Raw genomic sequence first — 19,053 nt, forward strand, 5'->3', positions numbered from 1 at the left:
CCATAATGCCTAGAAGACGGCATTTTGGTAGACATAAATTTTAAGTTTCACAATTGTATATCTTTAGCGCCAGCTAATAATTATAAGACATTTAGAATTATTATACAAGATAAAATTTTAATTTAGGCAACACTAATATGTTGAAGTGATATTAAAAATTGTTTGACCTTGTTAAACATTGTGAACCCTTTTTCAAAGTACAAAGTAAAAAGTACAGAGTACAAAGAAGGATACACTTGCTAGGGGTTTGGGCGTAAGCCCATGTAGGTTCTTTAACTTAGTAGAAGTAATCTCAATAGTAGTGCAATAAAACTTTGTATATTAATAAACTTACGTCATGTAAATCTTAAACTTAACTATTGTCAGCTCTGCTGACAACAGTAATGATGTGATTGCGTAGGCAATCACAAATAAGTTGTAAGATTTTCTGAAGCAAAGTGGAAGAAAATCATCCTTCACTGTACTTTGTACTTTGTACTTTGTACTCTGTACTTTGGTTTAATGGTTCGCAATAATTTTAAGTTACGCTATTGATTCTAAGTACTCTTCTGCCTTCTCGTGGTCATATTGACCTTCCCATTTTGATATTACAATTACAGCAAGTGAATTTCCTATAACATTTACAACTGTTCTTGCCATATCAAGAATTCTATCTATTCCAGCAATAAATGCCACTCCCTCAATCGGAATTCCAACCGAACCTAAGGTTGCAAGCAATACTACAAAAGAAGTTCCCGGCACTGCTGCCATGCCTTTTGAAGTTATCATAAGTACAACTACAAGATTTATTTGAGTAAGAAGCGAAAGATGTATTCCATAAAGTTGTGCTATAAAAATTGCCGCAATAGATTGATATAATGCTGATCCATCTAAATTAAAGGAATATCCAGTTGGAAGTACAAAAGAAATTATTCCTTGAGGAGCACCAAACTTCTCCATCTTCTCCATAAGCTTTGGAAGAACAGCCTCCGAACTGGCAGTAGTATACGCTAATATAAGCTCTTCTTTTAATAATCTTATTATTTTCAGAACGCTTGTCTTAGCTAAAAATTTAGCTATAAATCCAAATACAACAAATATAAAAATAAATATAGCCCCGTAAACTGTCAAAACTAATTTTCCAAGAGGAATTAAGGATTTAACTCCAAACTTAGATATTGTAAGTCCAATAAGTCCAAAAACTCCTACTGGTGCAACTCTCATTATTTGATTTGTTATCCAAAACATTACATTTTCTACACCTGAAAAAAATTCAACAATAATCTTTCCCTTTTCCCCCATAGCAGCTGTGCCAAGTCCAAACATAACAGAAAAAAATATTATCGGAAGCATCTCACCATTTGTTAATGATTCAAATAAGTTTGAAGGTACAATATTTACAATTACATCAAAAATACCGTGATGAGAACTTGTTTTAGCTGTATTAACATATGTATCGATACTTGTTTTAGCTAGATCATGCATATTAACACCAGTTCCAGGCTTAACAACATTTGCTATTATAAGCCCCAAAATAATTGCAAAAGTAGTTATTACTTCAAAATATAAAAGTGTTTTCGCTCCAATTTTTCCAACCTTTTTTATATCACCAAGACTAGAAACTCCTACAACAAGTGCAGAAAAAACTATTGGTACTACTATCATTTTTATAAGCCTTAAAAATATATCTCCAAGTGGCTTTAAATAACTTTGTGCTGTTACATTTCCATAAAAAACTGCTCCTACCACAATTCCTAATATGAGCCCAATAACTATTTGCATAGCTAGTCCACATTTGATTTTTTTCATAGTATAAAACTCCTTCCAATCTTTTATATGAATTTATTTGTATTAGATATTGCAAATTTAATCTTTTATTTTTCAAATTTTGCTATGTTGAAATTCTATATTTTATTGCAACCAAATAATTATGTGTTAATTATAGCAATGCAACTACGTAATATAACAAAAAACTACAAGTATCTATTGAATTTTTGTCTTATAATTATTAAAATATAAAGTTGTAGTCCTAATTAAATAATTGAGAAAATTGCATAAAAAAAATTTCTTCATGCATAATCATATTCTTTCAGGAGTGATTCAATTGAAAAAAAAATTATATATACTATTAATAATGCTTATTGTAATTCCTTTAGCTGGGGAATTAAAGATATATCCTTTTCACGATTCTTATCGTGTAAGCTTTGGAACACCCATCTTTTTCTTTTTTTTATTATGGGTAAGAAAGCTACACCCAATATTATCAGGTTTTATAATAGGTATATGTGTTGTACTATTTCGTATATTTTTAAGTATGTGCTTAGCAGGAAGTTTTCACCTTATACCTACTTTTATGCTCAACTTCCCTGCTTTTTTCTATTACTTAACATATGCTGTACTTTTTTACATTGTAGGTGTAAAATATTTAAACCATCATCTTTTTCTTGGTTTTCTATCTGCTTTAATAGAAATTTCTGCTAGTATGGTAGAGTTATCCATAAGGCATATCTTTTTAGGAGATTATATTAATATCACTGTTTTTAATAAGATTATAATTATTGCTATTATAAGAAGCTTTTTTGTACTTGGCTTTTTCAATATAATAAAACTTCACGAAAAAGAAGAAGAAGTTGAAAAACAACAAGAACAAAATAGAAGTATGTCCATTCTTATTTCTAGTTTATACGCAGAATCCATACAATTGAAAAAGTCTCTGCTCAATGCAGAACATATTACAAGGAATTGCTACGATTTATATAGAGATTTAAAAAATTCAAAAGAAGTTATAAATGCAAGTGAAGTATCAAAAAAAGTTTTAGGCATAGCTGGAGAAGTTCATGAGATAAAAAAGGATAATCAAAGAATATATGCTGGACTTTCAGAAATGGTTTCCAACGGAAATTCTAGTGATTACATGTCCTTAGACGAAATTATAAACATCATAATTAACACAAATAAGAAATATGCTGATACTCTTTCAAAAAATATTAATTTCATTTTAGAACTTGAACAAATTGATAATTCATTTCACGCATTTATACTTTTATCCATTTTAAACAACCTCGTTTCAAATTCTGTTGAAGCTATTACAGAAGCTGGATTTATTAAAATTTCTGTTCATAAAGTTCATGATTTTATTGAATTTAAACTTTCTGACAACGGTGCTTATATACCCGATAATAAGAAAGAACTCATATTCAAACCTGGATATACAACAAAATATGATGAAACTGGAAAACCTTCAACTGGTATAGGATTATCTTACGTTAAAGAAATTGTAAATAATCTAAACGGAAATTTGAATTTACAAAGCACAACAGAGGAAACTTCCTTCATAATAAATTTACCTATAAATAATTTAATAAGGAGGTAATAATATATGCGTTTTTTTATTGTTGATGATGACGAAGCTATTTGTACAATGCTCACTGAAATAATTGAAGATTATGATCTCGGAAAAATTGTTGGTACAGCTGATAATGGAGCAACCATAAATAACGATTTACTTGATTTAAAAGAAATAGATATACTAATAATTGATTTGCTTATGCCTATTCGCGATGGTATTGAAACAATACGAGATCTTGGTACTTCTTTTAGAAGCAAAATAATTATGCTTTCCCAAGTAGAAGATAAGGAAATAATTGCAGAAGCATATTCCCTCGGTGTTGAATATTACATTACTAAACCCATTAATAGACTTGAGGTTATAAAAATAATCGAGAAAGTAATTGAAAATATAAAATTACAAAAATCAATACATGATATAAAAAAAACACTTAATATATTAGACTATGAAAAAAAAGAATCAAGTTCAACTAATACTACACAAAAAAAGACCATCCTTGATTCTGGAAAGTTTTTGCTTTCCGAACTAGGTATAATAGGTGAAAATGGGAGCAGCGATTTGCTCTCCATGCTTCAATATGTATACAAATATGACGATAAGCAAAGCATTAAAGCTGATTTCCCTGCATTAAAAGATATATTTACTAATATAGCTATTAGTAAACTAGGATCAAATGCATCTTCTTCTGAAATTACTAAAGAAGTTAAAGCTTCAGAACAGAGGGTTAGAAGAGCTATTTCTCAATGTCTTACTCATTTGGCTTCTCTAGGACTTATGGATTATTCTAACGAAAAGTTTGAGGAGTATTCTTCAAGTTTCTTTGACTTTACTGAAATTAGAAAAAAAATGCTTGAGCTCGAAAACAATACTCAAACTTCTCAATCAAAGGTTAGAATTAATATGAAAAAATTTGTTAAGGTGCTGTATATGGAGGGGAAGAAAAGAATTAATTCAGAGTACAGATGACGGAGTACAGAGTACAGCGAAGGATGATTTTTCGCTGACACGGAAAATCTAAAAACTTAACGGACTATCGTCCAAAGCTATAAAAGACTCATCGCTGCTGAGTCTTTTATAGCTTAATTAGTAATTATTGCATCATAAAGCTTTGCTGCAACCCCATTTGTCTTATCCTATCAAGCCAATCATATATCATTGCTTGATTATATATCGGTTGTCCATTCTCATCTTTTGCTTTTTCTAAAGCAATTGCAAGTAGCGCATATTCATTTTCTAAATAAGTTCCGAAAACACCTTGATCATCAGTGTTAATAGATACAAACATTTGAGGACAATTCTTTATTTTTTCTGAATCACATGTAAGTCCCAAATTATAGAAATTAATAATTGGATGCTTATCATATCTCTTAAACGTACCTATGAGGTAATTTGATGATGGATTAGTTTCAATACCTATTCCTTTTTGTGCTACAAATTCCTGCATTCTCTTCTGAATTTTTTCAGCTGCATGTACATAAGCTTTTGTAACTTTAAAGTTATACTGCTCAGAACCAGTTTTTTTAACTTCAAAGTTATAGTGATAACTATAATATAAGTAAGCACAGTTCCTATTATTTCTTATTGAAGCCGGAACAGAATTATTTATCTTACATCTATCCCAATAGCAAATTTCTATTTTATTTTTATCATACTTCTTATCAGCATACAACGAAGGATCATCCCCTCTTAATTTCCATGCATCATAATAGGTCATATGATTATAAATAGCAGATTGGAGTTTTTCATCTTCTGAAGGAAAATTATTTTGATATATCTCCTGAAACATTTCATTAAACTGATTTTCAAGTTCATATACTAAATTTTCAGTATCCCTTATGTTATATTCTCTTATCTTTGCTATCATCCAAGCTATATTGTCTAAATAATCCTGTTTAGGAAGTACTAAATTATTGGATTTAGAATTATACCAAGCTTCAACATCAACCCCTAATGCCATTGCATGTCCTATTCTATCCCCATAACTCAATCCTAAAAACAAAATAGCTTCATCTATTGCTCTAAGACCATCAATTAAATCTAAAAAATCTTCTCCAGCATGATAAGTTGACATAACCTTTGGTATTTTATATTCATCAAATAAATACTCTTGTTCAGTACTATTACTATGATTTTTAAGAAATCTAAAGGCTTGTGCAAAAACTTCTGGCCTACATCCAATTTCATCAGAACATGCATCTATACCAAATATTCTCTTAATAACTGGATTTATTCTTTCTCTTAGTCCTGCAAGCATAATAGCTTGATTTTCAACATATTTTCTAAGCTTAGAATCTCTTGGTTTTATTGAAACTGCTATCTTTTTATCAATATTTTTTATTGAATTATATTTAACATCATCTTTTACTTTAGGAAAATGAAGTACATAAAAATATTTCTTTTCACTTTCCTCTCTAAAAATCATCTGTTCTAAATTTATTTGCTTTTGCTTATCATCTATAATTTTTCTGTTTCCTTCTTTTGTTTCAATAATTTTATCTAGGGACTTTATTGAATCTTCCATTTCTACGGCTGTATTCGGTGGACAAATTCTAGCTTCTAAACTTTCTATGTTTTGATCTTTCATAGAAGATATAATTGACGTATAAATTACAGCATCATGCAAAAGCGGTTCCTTACTTAAAAACTTAGTTTTTCTATCCTGATAATCACCAAAATTTTTAAATCCAACCCTATTATTTATTTGCATTAATTCTCCTCTAAATTTTGATTTTATAACGAGGTAAGCATAGAATAAATCAGCATATGGAAGATATTTTTTATCTCTTTCGTAAATCTTTTTGAACATCGAATACATGAATTTTCTTTCTCCACATAACAATACATTACTATTTTCCTCTACTAAGCTTAAACTTTTAGGTATACAATAATCCGCGGCGATTTTAATTCCATAAGTACCACCTTCAAACTTATATCCAAATTCATGCTTTAACGCACTTATATCTTGCTGAATTTCATACAGATCCAAGTCGATATTATCTTTTTTTAAAAGCTTTTTCAAAGTTTCATCTTGATTTTCTTCATCAAAAAACTTCACACCATTTAAAACGCTAAATAAAAATCCTCTTATTACAGCAGCCTTTCTCACTAAATCAATAATATTACAGCCCTTATCCTCTGAAGAATAATTTAAATCAGGATCTAGTCTTTTGCTACTAATGCCAGAAATCTTAAAATCTTTATTTCTATCTATAACCTTATTCATAAGACTTATCCATGTTAAATTAAAATATGGAGCTGAACCCTTAAGATGAAAGTGATTTTCTGCCATGCCCTTTTCTAACATTTTATGAAGTCTTATATTATCACTTTTTATCACAGGCTCCCAAGAGAAAAAATTTCTTCCCCTAGAAGACACCACATCCCTATATGCAAGATAAGCTGTAGTAAGCAAATCTTGATCTAATCTGTGTGAAATCATCCTCCACCTTAAAAGCTGCTCATACTTGCAAAATGGCTCTCTATCTCTTTCTATTAAAACCTCGTCCGTAAATTGAATTAACAAATTAAATACTGATGAAAATTTATTTTTTTCATTAATCCCCCTACTTACCTCTCTCATGTCTTTCATTAAAATATCTAATTCATTATATATATTTAAAATCTCATCTTCGGAATAGCGCTTAAAATACTCTGTAGCTAAATTAACAAAAGTATTTCTATCTACTTTGTTATGCAAATTCTTTCTTTTTCTTTCATCCCACTCAAATGTGCTGTCTAAAATCTTTTGCGGAGATTGTTTTCTAAAAAAGATGTCTAGGCATCCTCTAAGGATATCCATTAAGAATCACTCTCCTTAAACCCCATTTATTACATAATTATTCATTCTCTAATCTGATTTTTTCACGTTTAAGCAAATCTATTAATTCATCTATATAATTAGAATCAACCTTTTTCTCATCTTCACTACTTCTATTATCATTTACTCCATCGATCCAATCCTTTACTTTTTCTATAAATTCATTTCTAAAATTTGATTGTAAAACTACTTTTCCTTTTTTTATCTCAATCCCTTCATTATATATTGCCTTTGCATTATATTTAACAGCAGGTATTTGAACCTTTCGTCCATAATTAGAAAAATATCTAATTCTATCATCCAATATATTTATATTTTCTTCATCATTTTGAAAAGTTTCGCTTTGTTGCTCTATATAATCTAATATTTCTTTAACATGTTCATTAAGAGAAGGTTTCTTTTCGTCTATACCTATCTCTAAAATTTTATCAACAATAGTGTTATTAACAAAATCCATCTTAAAATTATCACATTCATTTAACTTCAATATTTTATTCACATCATAATAGTTGTTGCTAACAGCATTATATAGGACCTTAAAAAACGTTTCAAAAAAGAACTTCAAATTACTTTTAGACTTATAACTTTTATAAAATTCATAATAAGTATCTTCCATAATTTTCTCTACTAATTCAACACTATATATAGGTATTACTATTTTGTTTCTCTGTTCATTAATTTGTTTTGATATTGAAATATTGTAAATATTATCGTAATTATCTTTAATATTATTGTTTTTTTCTACATCTTCGCCATAAATATAACCGCCTATTGCTTTTTCAATAGTACCTTCTGGATCTAAAACTTTTGTTATAAATGCTGTTGCATTAATTATTCCATGCTTTCTCCCAACACTTCCCTCCATACTTAATTGACTATTTAATTCATAATAAGGTATAATATTTTCTCTATACTTACTATTTTCTCTTCCAAAAACTAGAAAATAGTTTATTAATTCAAAATCCTTAAATAATTCTGCATCAACCTGCTCACAATAATCCCCATCATTTATTACTCTATCCATAAACTCTTTCATTCTGTCGCTAGCTTCATTAATCCTTAAGTTCCTATAATCACTTATTGAATAAAACATATAATAATTTTGAAACTTTTCCAATAACATTGTATTAATAATATTTCCACCCATTAAAATTTTAACACTGTTAAAACTTATTGTTACTTTAGTCATTTTATAAAACAATATAGAATACAAAGTTTTTATTGCAAATGTAAATTTTTTATATTCCTCATCATTTAAATGTTCATCATACGCATTAAGAACTGCAATCACATCTCCAAAACTTATATTTAATGAATTATTAGATAAGTTAATTATATTTTTTATTGTTTCCGCTATATCACCTTTACGTATAAGTCTTGTAGATCTAGTATACTCCGATATTTTATAGATATAATCTTTTCTGTCTAAACCACCATATGAATATTTTTTCATAAGGAATTTAATATAAATTTCATCTGTAACTGCATTTACTAAATACTTATTTTTTTTCTTAATTGAAGTATTATAAAATTCATCAATAATTTTTATATATCTTCTTGATAAATTTCTTCTTACCCAATTCTTCAAAAAGTAAGTTTCAAATTTTTCAAGATTATGTAGTCTAATTTGCTTCTCTTTCTCATCATCACTTGGAATCAATTTTATATCATCCATCTTATTAAGCATAATCAAATAATTTTGCAATTCCCTTAAATTATCAGGAACCAAATAATGAACATCATAATCATTTTTTATAAATATTAACCCTGTCTTTTCATATGTCATTTTTAAAACTGTGTCTTCTATTGATAAATCACTTTTACTCTCACTTTTTTCGTTTAAATTACTATTTTTAGTTATGCAACATTTATGTGTTGATTCGCCATTATTGCATACATAATTAAATTCTTCTGCCCCCTTGTTTATATTTTCATCTTCAATCACTAATTCTATATCTTCTTCAATTCCATCCTTATGCACTCTTATATCAGGCAAATAAAGTTTTCTTCCATTTGGTATAAGCTTTTCTATATATCTTTCGGCCATCTCCTTAGGGTCATCAGCTAAATTACCTTCCTTAAGCATAACCTCATAATTTTTTCTATACATCTGCTCAATAGAATCCTTTAGTTGTCCCATTTTTATTGCCATAAGCACAATTACATTAGGAACCATCAAATATTTTCTTATTTGCTCTGCCATCTCTGCCGAATGTTTAATATTCATATCTAAATCATCTATTGGAATAACGAGAAATCTCTTATCTTTATCCTTTTTATCACCAAACATCTCAAGAAATTCATTAACTAATTCAATAAAACTTTTTCTCATGTTAGACCCAGAAGCTAAACTAATTAATGTTTCTATTATGTCCTCGCTATAAGGCGATTCTTTTAACATATCTTTTCTATCAGTATTAATTGTTTTTAAATCCATATACACTTTTTGAAATTTCTTTAATAATCTTTTTTTATCATCATATTCTAAAGCATCACTTTGTTTTTCCATTTGCTCTTTAAACTTCGAAAACATCTTGGCTATTATAATTTCGAATATAGATTCTTTATCCTCTAAAAGTGCTGGATCAATTATATCCAAATTCACAAACGATACATCTTTAAGCTTTTTAAACTTTTCAAGCCCCAATTTATCTAGGTTAGTGCCTTTATCATTTATATGTTTTAAAGTCTCAGCAAAAGAAACCATTGCAGAACTTTTTCCAGTTCCCCTCTCTCCAACGAAAGCTATAATATTATTTGCTTCTTCTTTATCTTTTTTAAACTTTTCAGCAGAACTATAGTATTTTTTAGTATTGTCAATTATCTCCCATGCATTTACCGCTGCACTATCATATATATCTTTAAAAAATGAATCATTGAATTCTTGTACGCTTTCAACCTTTATTTTAAATTCCGATCCTTCTTTTATAACCAATTTTCTCTTAGGTTTATTAACATTTTTATCCCCTTCACTCATTTAACCCATCCTCCGTATTTTTATTTAATTGTTTTCTTAATTTACAAAATAGTAATTTATTTCTTTAATTTTAACATAATGTTACTATTTTTTGTATATAATAATTCAATATATCTACTTATTTTTTAGGCTCCTAATTTTCCCATACAAAATAATATTGACACTAAATTTTCCACATACTATAATATTAGTAGATACTAGTGTATCTGAAAGTTTCAATTTTAAATTGAATGTTGAGGCGTTTGTCGGAAGTGCCTGGCTAACAAAAAACCGAAGAATGTTTGAGGCGTTTGTCGGAAGTGCCTGGCTAATAAAAAACCGAAGAATGTGTAATTATAAGGACATCGAAATGATGTCCTTTTTTAGTAAAATACAAAAGATAACTGAGGTAAATATGATTTGCGATATAGTTTTCATAAAGAACAATTTTTTTGATGATAATTCAAATTTTATTGAAATGTTAGACCCACATAATAAGCAAAAACAATCTGAAAGGAACTACGCTTTCATTAAAGTTAAATATAAAAATAATAATATATTTGTTCCATTAAGGTCTAATGTAAATACAAATACGCCATATGGCAAAATTGGTTTTCCAGTTCCAAGCAGTAAAAGACCTTATGCAGGTTTAGATTTCAGAAAAATATTAATTATTAATGATTTATCATATATAGAATATCAATCGGAACCCAAACTTCCAACTTCCCAGCAGTCTATACTAAACAACAGCTATGATAATATTGAAACTATGGTTATTCACTATATACATGGGTATGTAAAATCTGCATTAAAAAATCGTCATTTTAGAGACAAGCTCTATATTTTTTCAACACTACATAATTTTCATAAAGAGCTAGGAATTTCCTAGTCTCTTTTTTTATACCTACTATAATACAGTTTGCAATATTAACGAACAAACCAATATAAATATTACAATTTTAACATCATTAATAAATTCGTTTATAACTATATTAAAATCATACTACATTACTGCTCTCGTTAAAACTTTTCCATCAGAATTGCTTATCAAGCTATTCACAATTTTCCAGCCAAAACTCGTTGAAAAAACAGGTTTATATTCATTTCCCCAACGCCTTAAGCTATCTTTAACTCCCCATTCTATCATATAATTATAGATTTGAAGTTTCTGCCCAACATAGCTTTCTTCATTATTTCTATGAACATACAATACTTTATCCATCCAATAAAATTTATATTTTTCTATTAGTCTATATAATATTAGCTTATCCTCCATATACCTGCCGCCATAAGGTACATCTGTTGGCCATCCTCCAATCTTTCTTACTGCATCTGTCCGATAGCATCTTGGCCATAATGATTTATTAAATAACAAAAAGTCATACTTGTTTTTAAAAAAATCTCCTTTACAAATACGATTATTATTATACTTTAAACCTTCTTCATCTTTTCGGTTAACAACCAAAATATTACCACTGACTACAGCAACATTTTCTGGTTGTCTTTTAAATTCCCTTAAAAGCATCTCTAATGCATACGGCATAAGCCAATCATCGCTGTCGAGTTGTACAAAATATGGAGTTGTAACTGCTTGCAAAGCTATATTTTGCACTTTAGATTGCCCTGAATTAACATAATTTTTAATAACCTTTATTCTACGATTTCTTAATAAATCCTTAGCCATATACAAACTATTATCAGTTGAAGCATCATCTATTAATATTAACTTCCAGTTTGGGTAGGTTTGTTCATATAAACTTTGAAGTGCCTTTTTCAAAAACCTACCAGGATTATATGATGGTATTACAACAGTAATTTCACTATCCATTTTTTTCACCAACCTATTGCCCTTTAAAAACAAAGCTTAAAAGCCCTTGCATATGGCACTTTGCTAAAGAAGTTAAAGTTTTAGAACAGAAGTTTAGAAAAGCTGGGTTTCTGTATCTTAAACTTTTAACCCCTTAATATTTCAATATGGAATTTAGAAGACATTACTACACTTTAATAATGTCCAAATATTGTAACATACTTAATTTTTAATTAATTCCTTTACACCTTTCCATCCGTAACTTATTTCAAAAACAGGTGTATATTCATCTCCCCAGCGTTTTAATATTTTTCTAACATTAGTTTCAATTAATTCATTGTATAGCTCAAGATTATTAGTAATATTATTATCATGGCGTCTATGGTAGTACATAACTTTGTCTATCCAGTAAAAACGATATTCCTCTGATAGGCGGTATAATATCATTTTATCTTCCATATGCCTGCCCTCATAAGAATCATCTGTTGGCCATCCACCTACTTTTTTTACTGCACTTGTACGAAAACAACGTGGCCATAAAGATAAATTTGATAATAAATAATCGTATTTATCTTTAAAAAAACGACCCTTTTTAATTTTTGTACTTGGTATATTATCATGGCTTCTTAAATAACCACTTTCTTCATTAATTATCATAATATTACCACTAACTACAGCAACATCCTCTGGCTGTTTTTTAAACTCATTTAACAATGTCTCTACAGCATCTGGAGAAAACCAATCATCACTATCCAGTTGTACAAAATATGGTGTGGTAATTGCTTGTAAGGCTATATTCTGAGTCTTTGATTGTCCTAAATTAGTAGTATTTTTTATAACTTCTATTTTAGGATTATTCAATAAATCCTTTGCAAGTTCTAAACTATTATCGGTTGAGCCATCATCCACTACTATTAATTTCCAATCTTTATAAGTCTGATCATATATGCTTTGAATTGCTTTAACTAGATATTTTCCAGGGTTATATGACGGTATTACAACTGTTATTTCATTATCCATCTAAACCTTACCCTCTTTCTCTCATTTTTCTATTAAACTCAGCTACTAATTTTTCATCATCAAATTTATCTCCATCTACTAAAACGTCTATGGCACTTCCAAAATCAATAGCTACTTTCCCTGTCATTTTAGCCACTTCTGGGCACATAATTGTAGCCGGAACACCAGCCGATATTAAAGCTATATCAAAATCTGGCATGTCACTTATTGCCTTCATAGTCATAGGTATTTGATCAAAGCCCTCATGACCAATGTTAGAAACAACATTAACACCCAAGCCCCTAAACTTTTCAGCTGCCTCCTTAGCCCTTCTTCCAACTATGACCACTTTTCGTGTTCTCAGTATATCAAAAAAATCCTCTGATTTACGCATCTCTTCATTAATCCATGCATTACATACTACTGGAAAACTTAATTTATAATAATTCATTATATCCTTTAATAATTTATTATCCTTAGGTGTATGATTAGTCATACCAACAAGGTTAGCGTTTCTAAAAGAATTACTTAATCTTAAAGTAATATTTTCACTAAGCTCGGTTATACCATCATACTTATAATAATATTCAAATCCAGGATTTCTATAAAACTTATAGCTTAAAACCGCCATTTCAGCATGACCAAAACGCACCAAGGAATACGGCTTTTTGAGATTTAAGGACGATGTAATCGCGTCCAATACTTCATCTAAATAAATCTCATGACCAAAATCTTCTTCCACTGATTTTAACCTCCATTAAAAACAAATTGCTAACAACCATTACTTTATTTATGGAACATTTACTTTCTGTATCCATAATATATAATATATGCTGTATTAAATTAAAGTTCCTATTTTATTTATATGTTAAATACTTACTAGGAGGTGGCATTTAATGAATTATCTAATTACAGGTGGTGCAGGCTTTATAGGCACAAATCTTACTCTTAAGCTTTTAAAAGAAGGTCATAAAGTAACCGTGCTCGATAATTTTGTCTCATCACCACGAGATAGATTAAAAAATTCAGGCGCAACCATAGTAGAAGGAAGCGTTTTAAATAGAGATTTAGTATTTTCTTTAGCAAAAAATTGTGATTATATTGTACATCTTGCAGCCATAGTTGGAGTAAGATTAGCCATGGAGAAAGGAAGGGAAGGACTGGAAGTAAGCTCCATTGGTACAAAAAATGTACTCGAAGCTGCCCATAAGTACAACTTAGAAGTTTTTCTAGCATCTTCTTCTGCTATTTATGGAAAAATAACAAAAGCTTCAGTATCAGAGGATGATGATTCTCTTATAGGCTCAAGCAAACGATCAAGTTGGCTTTATTCAATAGCAAAACTCTTGGAAGAACATCTTGGTTTTGCATATTATAGAGAGCTAGGAACAAAAGTTAAAATAGGACGTTTTTTTAACGTAATAGGACCATATCAGACAGGTATTTATGGCATGGTAGTTCCAACTTTTATAAATAGAGCTTTGAATGACGAACCTCTAGTGATTTATGGAACTGGTTACCAGACAAGAACTTTTGGTCACGTTTATGATATATTAACTGGTTTTGACTTAGTCACCAAGAATGGACAAATTGGAGAAGTATATAACATTGGAGGAACTAATGAAATAACTATTTTAGACTTAGCAAAAAAAATCAAGCTTTTAACAGATTCCAACTCTCCAATAGAAATTATACCTTACGAAAAGGCTTTTGATAAGAATTTCGAAGAAACAACGCAGCGTGTACCTAATATTGCAAAATTGATGAAACTTGGATATAAACCAAGGTATTCCTTGGATGAGACATTAAAAAATATTATTGAATACCAGAAATCATTAAGAATAAAAAAAGGAATCTTGAATTAATAATTATAAATTTTGTAATACGAACTTATTTAAACATTGCAAATAAAGATGTGGTACAAATATGAAAATAACAAGGGATAGGTGCATTAAAAAAATGATGTGGTATACGAGTGTCGAAAAAATATTTTAAATAAAATTGTATAAACCTTAGTGGGGAATTTTTTGAAAACTTTAGAACTTTCAATTGTTTGAGCTTCCTCTCAGCGAGTTATTGAAAGTTCTTAAGTTTTCGGAAAATTTGCCACTTAGGTTTATTAATTTTATTTAAGATTTCGAGATACTCGTAGACCACATTATTTTTAATGTACCTGTCCCTTGTTATTTGGTTTTGCACTACACCTTTGTTCGCAATGTTTAAGTTTTTCGTACAAAATAATTACTTCCAAGCTTCCCCATTACCCTTTACGATTTTACTAAAGAAGTATATTAAAATAAACGCAAACGGAAAAGCATATCTTCCCTGTCCTTCAGTTATGAAATAAACTCCTGTAAACATACATAATGAAATTAAAGCATATAATTCAAACTCATCAAGCTCATCACTTTTCTTTTTAACTATTGCTCTTATAACATTTACGGCGTATATAACTACCAAGACAGTTGCTGGTAAAAATACAAGGTTTCTTATTAAATTTGTATAAACAAGAAGATAATGCTGCACTGCGTCACTTAAATTTGCTCCATTAAAAGTAAATACTACATCATCTCCAACATAATAAGTATTCAAAAGCCTTTTGCAACCTAAAATGAAGAATTCACGTGGATGGCTTTTTATCCACTTTTTAGCCGCTGCTGAAAGCATGTGATTTTTTTCTGTCATGTTTGCCTTCTTATATTTTTCTGTAAGCACTATTGAATTTTTAACTTTAGCAGCATCCATCCATCTTCCACTGTGATTTTGTGAATTATTATTTATATATAATACGATTCCGCCATTATTTGATACAAAAGTAAATTCTCCCATCATCTTTGTATTCCTATAGACAAATGGCGCTATTACAATGCAAGTTAATACGATCACTACAAGTGCATTTAAAAACGGTTTAACTAATTTTTTATTTTTAATTACTTCCACCAAAAATATTGCAAAGAAAAATGCCATAAAAAATGGTTTTATCATTGTTTCAATTCCTGTTAAAATACCAATGAATATATACTTATACTTGTTTTCAGAAAAGTATATATTCGTAATCAAAAGAAATAATGTAGTAAACAATATTTCCGTGCAAAGTAAACTGTTATAAAATATGTTTACTGGAAATAACACAAAAATTGCAAATATTATTCTCTTCTTTAGCTCACTAATTTTTAGTTTTTTAACTAATCTATAGAATAAAAAATAACCGATTAATGTAAGTAACACATTAAAAGTTTTAGCAACAAATAAGCTCGCTCCAAAAATACTGTATACAAATCCCAATCCTATTGCATATCCTACAGAAGTATATGTATTTCCCCACTGACCGCCTGTGGCAACCTGCCTTGCAATTGTATCATAATAGTTAAAATCAGATGCTGGAACAGTTCTTACAAGCGCAGTCCATAAAATACATAATACTGTAGCTACTAATATTGAAATTAAGTAAAATCTATTATGTTTTTTTAATATATCCAAATTACCCCTCCTTATATATTAGATACATAAGATCTATAAAAAGTTTCACAATTCATATAGTCTTACAGTCCAAATGCTACTACAACACATAATAAAAATTATATCACACTAAATACGAATTGTAACATTTTAAGCTTATTTTGTATATACTATCCATTGACAAAAGTAAAAACTTTTAATCACTAGTATTGGGAGGTCCTTATATTGAAAATATTAGTTACAGGCGGTGCTGGATTTATAGGTTCCCATATAGTCGATTTACTTGTGCAAAATAATTATGAGGTATGTGTAATAGATAATCTTATGCACGGCAAAAAAACAAATGTAAACCCTAAAGCTACTTTTTATAATATTGATATAAGAAGTAAAGATATTTTTAAAATTTTTGATAAAGAAAAGCCTCAAGTTTTAATTCATGAAGCTGCTCAAATAAATGTTGCAAATTCAATCAGTAATCCAAGCCTTGATGCTGATATTAATATAATGGGTACAATAAATTTATTAGAAGCTGCAAAGAAAACGGGAGTTAAAAAAATAATTTATCCAGCTTCTGCTGCCATATTTGGCGAACCAGAGTATTTGCCTATAGATGAGAAACATCCACTTAAAATGTTATCTTTTTATGGGGCTTCAAAACACACGGTTGAACATTATTTAGATATTTATAACAAACTTTATAATATCAATTATATTGTTTTAGTGTATTCAAATGTTTATGGTCCACGTCAAGACTCTTCTGGTGAAGGAGGAGTTGTTTCCATATTTTGCGAAAACATTTTAAAAGGCATTAGTCCTCATATATATGGTGATGGCAATCAAACTAGAGATTTTGTATATGTAAAAGATGTTGCAAATGCCAACCTGCTTTCTGTAGGCTTTGGCAAAACAGGAATATATAACGTTAGTACAAATAAATCTACCACTATTAATGAGGTTTTTAAAAAAATAAATGCCTTATCATATAAAGATGTATCCGCAATTTATTGCAAACAAAGAGAAGGCGACATTCTCAATAGCTATATGAGCTATAATAAATTGTTATTAGCTATGAATTGGAAACCTAAATATTCTTTAACTTCTGGTTTGAAAGAAACATTAAAATTTTATAACTCAAAATAAAAAAGACATATGTCAAGTAAAATTAAGCATTTTTACTTGACATATGTTCTAGTCGTCTTAATAATTTTTCATCAACTTCAGGTTCAAACTCTTCTTTAAAGGCGTTTCTTATAAAGTAAATTGAAGTTAATATCACCACAACATCTGTAATTGGATATGCTATAAACACACCCTTCATACCAAATATTCTTATGAGAAGTATTGCCAGTGGTATAAATATCACTATTTCTCTATATATAGATAATAGGAAACTCTTCTTAGCTTCTCCTATTGCTTGATAATAATATATCGTTACATAATATATTCCCAATATAGGAAGCATTGAAACACATATCTTAAATCCGCTTACAGTTTGTCTTAATAAAGTTGCATCCTTTAAAAAGAAACCTATTATGGAATCAGAGAAACACATGAAAACTGCCCAAAACACAGTTGAAACTATAGCTACTGCTTTAAGTGAGAATTTCAAAGTTTGTTTAACTCTTTTATAATTACCCGCACCAAAGTTATAACCAACTATTGGCTGCATTCCTGAAGCTATACCAATCATTGTAATAAATAAGAACATTGAGACTTTTGTGATTATTCCGACTATAATTATGGCATTATCGCCACCGTGTGCATACAAAACATTATTTAATACTGCCGAAACAACTGCATCTGATATTTCAATCACAAAGGTTGAAAATCCACCAACTATTATTCCAGTTAAAATATCACCATTTATAGAACTTAATCCAAAGTTATCTAAAAGTTTAACTTTAAGTTTTCTATTATTTTTAATAAACTTAAAATATGCAAATCCAAAAGCTATAATCTGAGAAATTATTGTTGCTATAGCACTGCCTTCTATTCCTACTGACATTTCTGTAACAAGTATATAGTTAATTATTATATTTATAATTACACCTACTAAATTTGTGTACAAAGTCATTTTCGTTTGACCAAATGCTAACATTATATAACACATTACTGCTGCTAAGCCTTGAAAAACTCCACCTATTAAAATAATTGATACATATTTATTGGCCAACGGATATGTTGCATTACTGGCACCTAAAAGATGAAGGATAGGATTTCTAAATATGAATATTAATGTTGAAACTAAAATTAATGAAATCAACGTCAATATAAATGAATTTAGTATTATTTTCTTTAATTCACCATAATTTCTTTCGCCTATTACCCTAGCTGCATAAGTTGATGCTCCAGCCGCTATTAAAAGTCCCATAGCCGTCAGAAGTCTTTGAATAGGAAACGCTATTGTTATAGCACCTATAGCATCTGCTCCTATATATCTACCAACAAATACTGTACTAACCATATTATATAATTCAGCTACCAATGAAGAAAATATTGCTGGAACTGCAAATCTAAAAAGCAGCTTACTTATTTTTTCTACCGAAAAACTTCTATCGTTTACTCCCATAAACCCACCTCTATTCTTGTAACATGATATTTCTTCAAGCTACAAGTATATTATAATATTTTGAGGTGGTACATTTCATCAACTAAAATGCTCACAAAAAAGTACCAATATGCTTTGT

13 protein-coding genes are annotated in these 19,053 nt (G+C 29.2%); 5 read left to right on the top strand and 8 right to left on the bottom strand.

Annotated features, from left to right (window positions below; translation table 11 throughout):
• Positions 1 to 522: 522 nt before the first annotated feature.
• Positions 523 to 1,788, bottom strand: a complete 1,266-nt coding sequence (locus CUEA01_RS00730; protein WP_234117226.1) for a cation:dicarboxylate symporter family transporter — start codon at positions 1,786 to 1,788, stop codon at positions 523 to 525.
• A gap of 295 nt (positions 1,789 to 2,083) precedes the next feature.
• Here CUEA01_RS00730 and CUEA01_RS00735 point away from each other — a divergent pair, with 295 nt between their 5' ends.
• Both CUEA01_RS00735 and CUEA01_RS00740 read left to right on the top strand, forming a co-directional pair.
• Positions 2,084 to 3,352 carry an ATP-binding protein gene (locus tag CUEA01_RS00735; RefSeq protein ID WP_234117227.1) on the top strand — a complete coding sequence of 423 codons (1,269 nt, stop codon included), beginning with the start codon at positions 2,084 to 2,086 and terminating at the stop codon, positions 3,350 to 3,352.
• Positions 3,353 to 3,358: 6 nt separating this feature from the next.
• Complete coding sequence (locus tag CUEA01_RS00740; protein ID WP_234117228.1) at positions 3,359 to 4,294, top strand: response regulator; 936 nt, start codon at positions 3,359 to 3,361, stop codon at positions 4,292 to 4,294.
• 124 nt (positions 4,295 to 4,418) lie between these two features.
• Here the strand turns inward: CUEA01_RS00740 and CUEA01_RS00745 are convergent, their stop codons facing one another.
• Both CUEA01_RS00745 and CUEA01_RS00750 read right to left on the bottom strand, forming a co-directional pair.
• On the bottom strand, positions 4,419 to 7,127 hold the full coding sequence (locus CUEA01_RS00745; protein ID WP_234117229.1) for a hypothetical protein: 2,709 nt from the start codon (positions 7,125 to 7,127) through the stop codon (positions 4,419 to 4,421).
• A 37-nt stretch (positions 7,128 to 7,164) separates the two neighbouring features.
• Positions 7,165 to 10,122 (bottom strand): hypothetical protein, encoded by a 2,958-nt coding sequence (locus CUEA01_RS00750; protein ID WP_234117230.1) that lies wholly within the window; start codon positions 10,120 to 10,122, stop codon positions 7,165 to 7,167.
• A gap of 157 nt (positions 10,123 to 10,279) precedes the next feature.
• On the opposite strand from CUEA01_RS00750, the gene CUEA01_RS00755 reads away from it, so the two are divergent.
• Positions 10,280 to 10,990 carry a hypothetical protein gene (locus CUEA01_RS00755; protein ID WP_234117231.1) on the top strand — a complete coding sequence of 237 codons (711 nt, stop codon included), beginning with the start codon at positions 10,280 to 10,282 and terminating at the stop codon, positions 10,988 to 10,990.
• Between the two features lie 114 nt (positions 10,991 to 11,104).
• Here the strand turns inward: CUEA01_RS00755 and CUEA01_RS00760 are convergent, their stop codons facing one another.
• The 3 genes from CUEA01_RS00760 to CUEA01_RS00770 all read right to left on the bottom strand — a co-directional run bounded on the left by CUEA01_RS00760 (position 11,105) and on the right by CUEA01_RS00770 (position 13,649).
• Positions 11,105 to 11,929, bottom strand: coding sequence for a glycosyltransferase family 2 protein (locus CUEA01_RS00760; RefSeq protein WP_234117232.1), 825 nt, complete (start codon positions 11,927 to 11,929; stop codon positions 11,105 to 11,107).
• A 201-nt stretch (positions 11,930 to 12,130) separates the two neighbouring features.
• The gene (locus CUEA01_RS00765) at positions 12,131 to 12,928 is read right to left on the bottom strand and encodes a glycosyltransferase family 2 protein (RefSeq protein WP_234117233.1); all 798 of its coding nucleotides are present in this window, start codon (positions 12,926 to 12,928) and stop codon (positions 12,131 to 12,133) included.
• A 7-nt stretch (positions 12,929 to 12,935) separates the two neighbouring features.
• Positions 12,936 to 13,649: a GT-D fold domain-containing protein gene (locus tag CUEA01_RS00770; RefSeq protein ID WP_234117234.1), complete on the bottom strand. Its 714-nt coding sequence runs from the start codon at positions 13,647 to 13,649 to the stop codon at positions 12,936 to 12,938.
• A gap of 154 nt (positions 13,650 to 13,803) precedes the next feature.
• Here CUEA01_RS00770 and CUEA01_RS00775 point away from each other — a divergent pair, with 154 nt between their 5' ends.
• Entirely contained in the window at positions 13,804 to 14,772 is a 969-nt protein-coding gene (locus CUEA01_RS00775; protein WP_234117235.1) for an NAD-dependent epimerase/dehydratase family protein, read from the top strand.
• Between the two features lie 376 nt (positions 14,773 to 15,148).
• Here the strand turns inward: CUEA01_RS00775 and CUEA01_RS00780 are convergent, their stop codons facing one another.
• Positions 15,149 to 16,387 carry a hypothetical protein gene (locus CUEA01_RS00780; protein ID WP_234117236.1) on the bottom strand — a complete coding sequence of 413 codons (1,239 nt, stop codon included), beginning with the start codon at positions 16,385 to 16,387 and terminating at the stop codon, positions 15,149 to 15,151.
• 204 nt (positions 16,388 to 16,591) lie between these two features.
• Here CUEA01_RS00780 and CUEA01_RS00785 point away from each other — a divergent pair, with 204 nt between their 5' ends.
• Complete coding sequence (locus CUEA01_RS00785; protein ID WP_234117237.1) at positions 16,592 to 17,506, top strand: NAD-dependent epimerase/dehydratase family protein; 915 nt, start codon at positions 16,592 to 16,594, stop codon at positions 17,504 to 17,506.
• A gap of 22 nt (positions 17,507 to 17,528) precedes the next feature.
• On the opposite strand, the gene CUEA01_RS00790 is transcribed toward CUEA01_RS00785, so the two are convergent.
• A complete protein-coding gene (locus CUEA01_RS00790) occupies positions 17,529 to 18,935 on the bottom strand; it encodes an MATE family efflux transporter (RefSeq protein ID WP_234117238.1) in 1,407 nt (468 codons plus the stop codon).
• Positions 18,936 to 19,053: the final 118 nt, after the last annotated feature.

The organism is Clostridium hydrogenum, assembly GCF_021432385.1.
Taxonomy (GTDB): domain Bacteria; phylum Bacillota; class Clostridia; order Clostridiales; family Clostridiaceae; genus Clostridium_S; species Clostridium_S hydrogenum.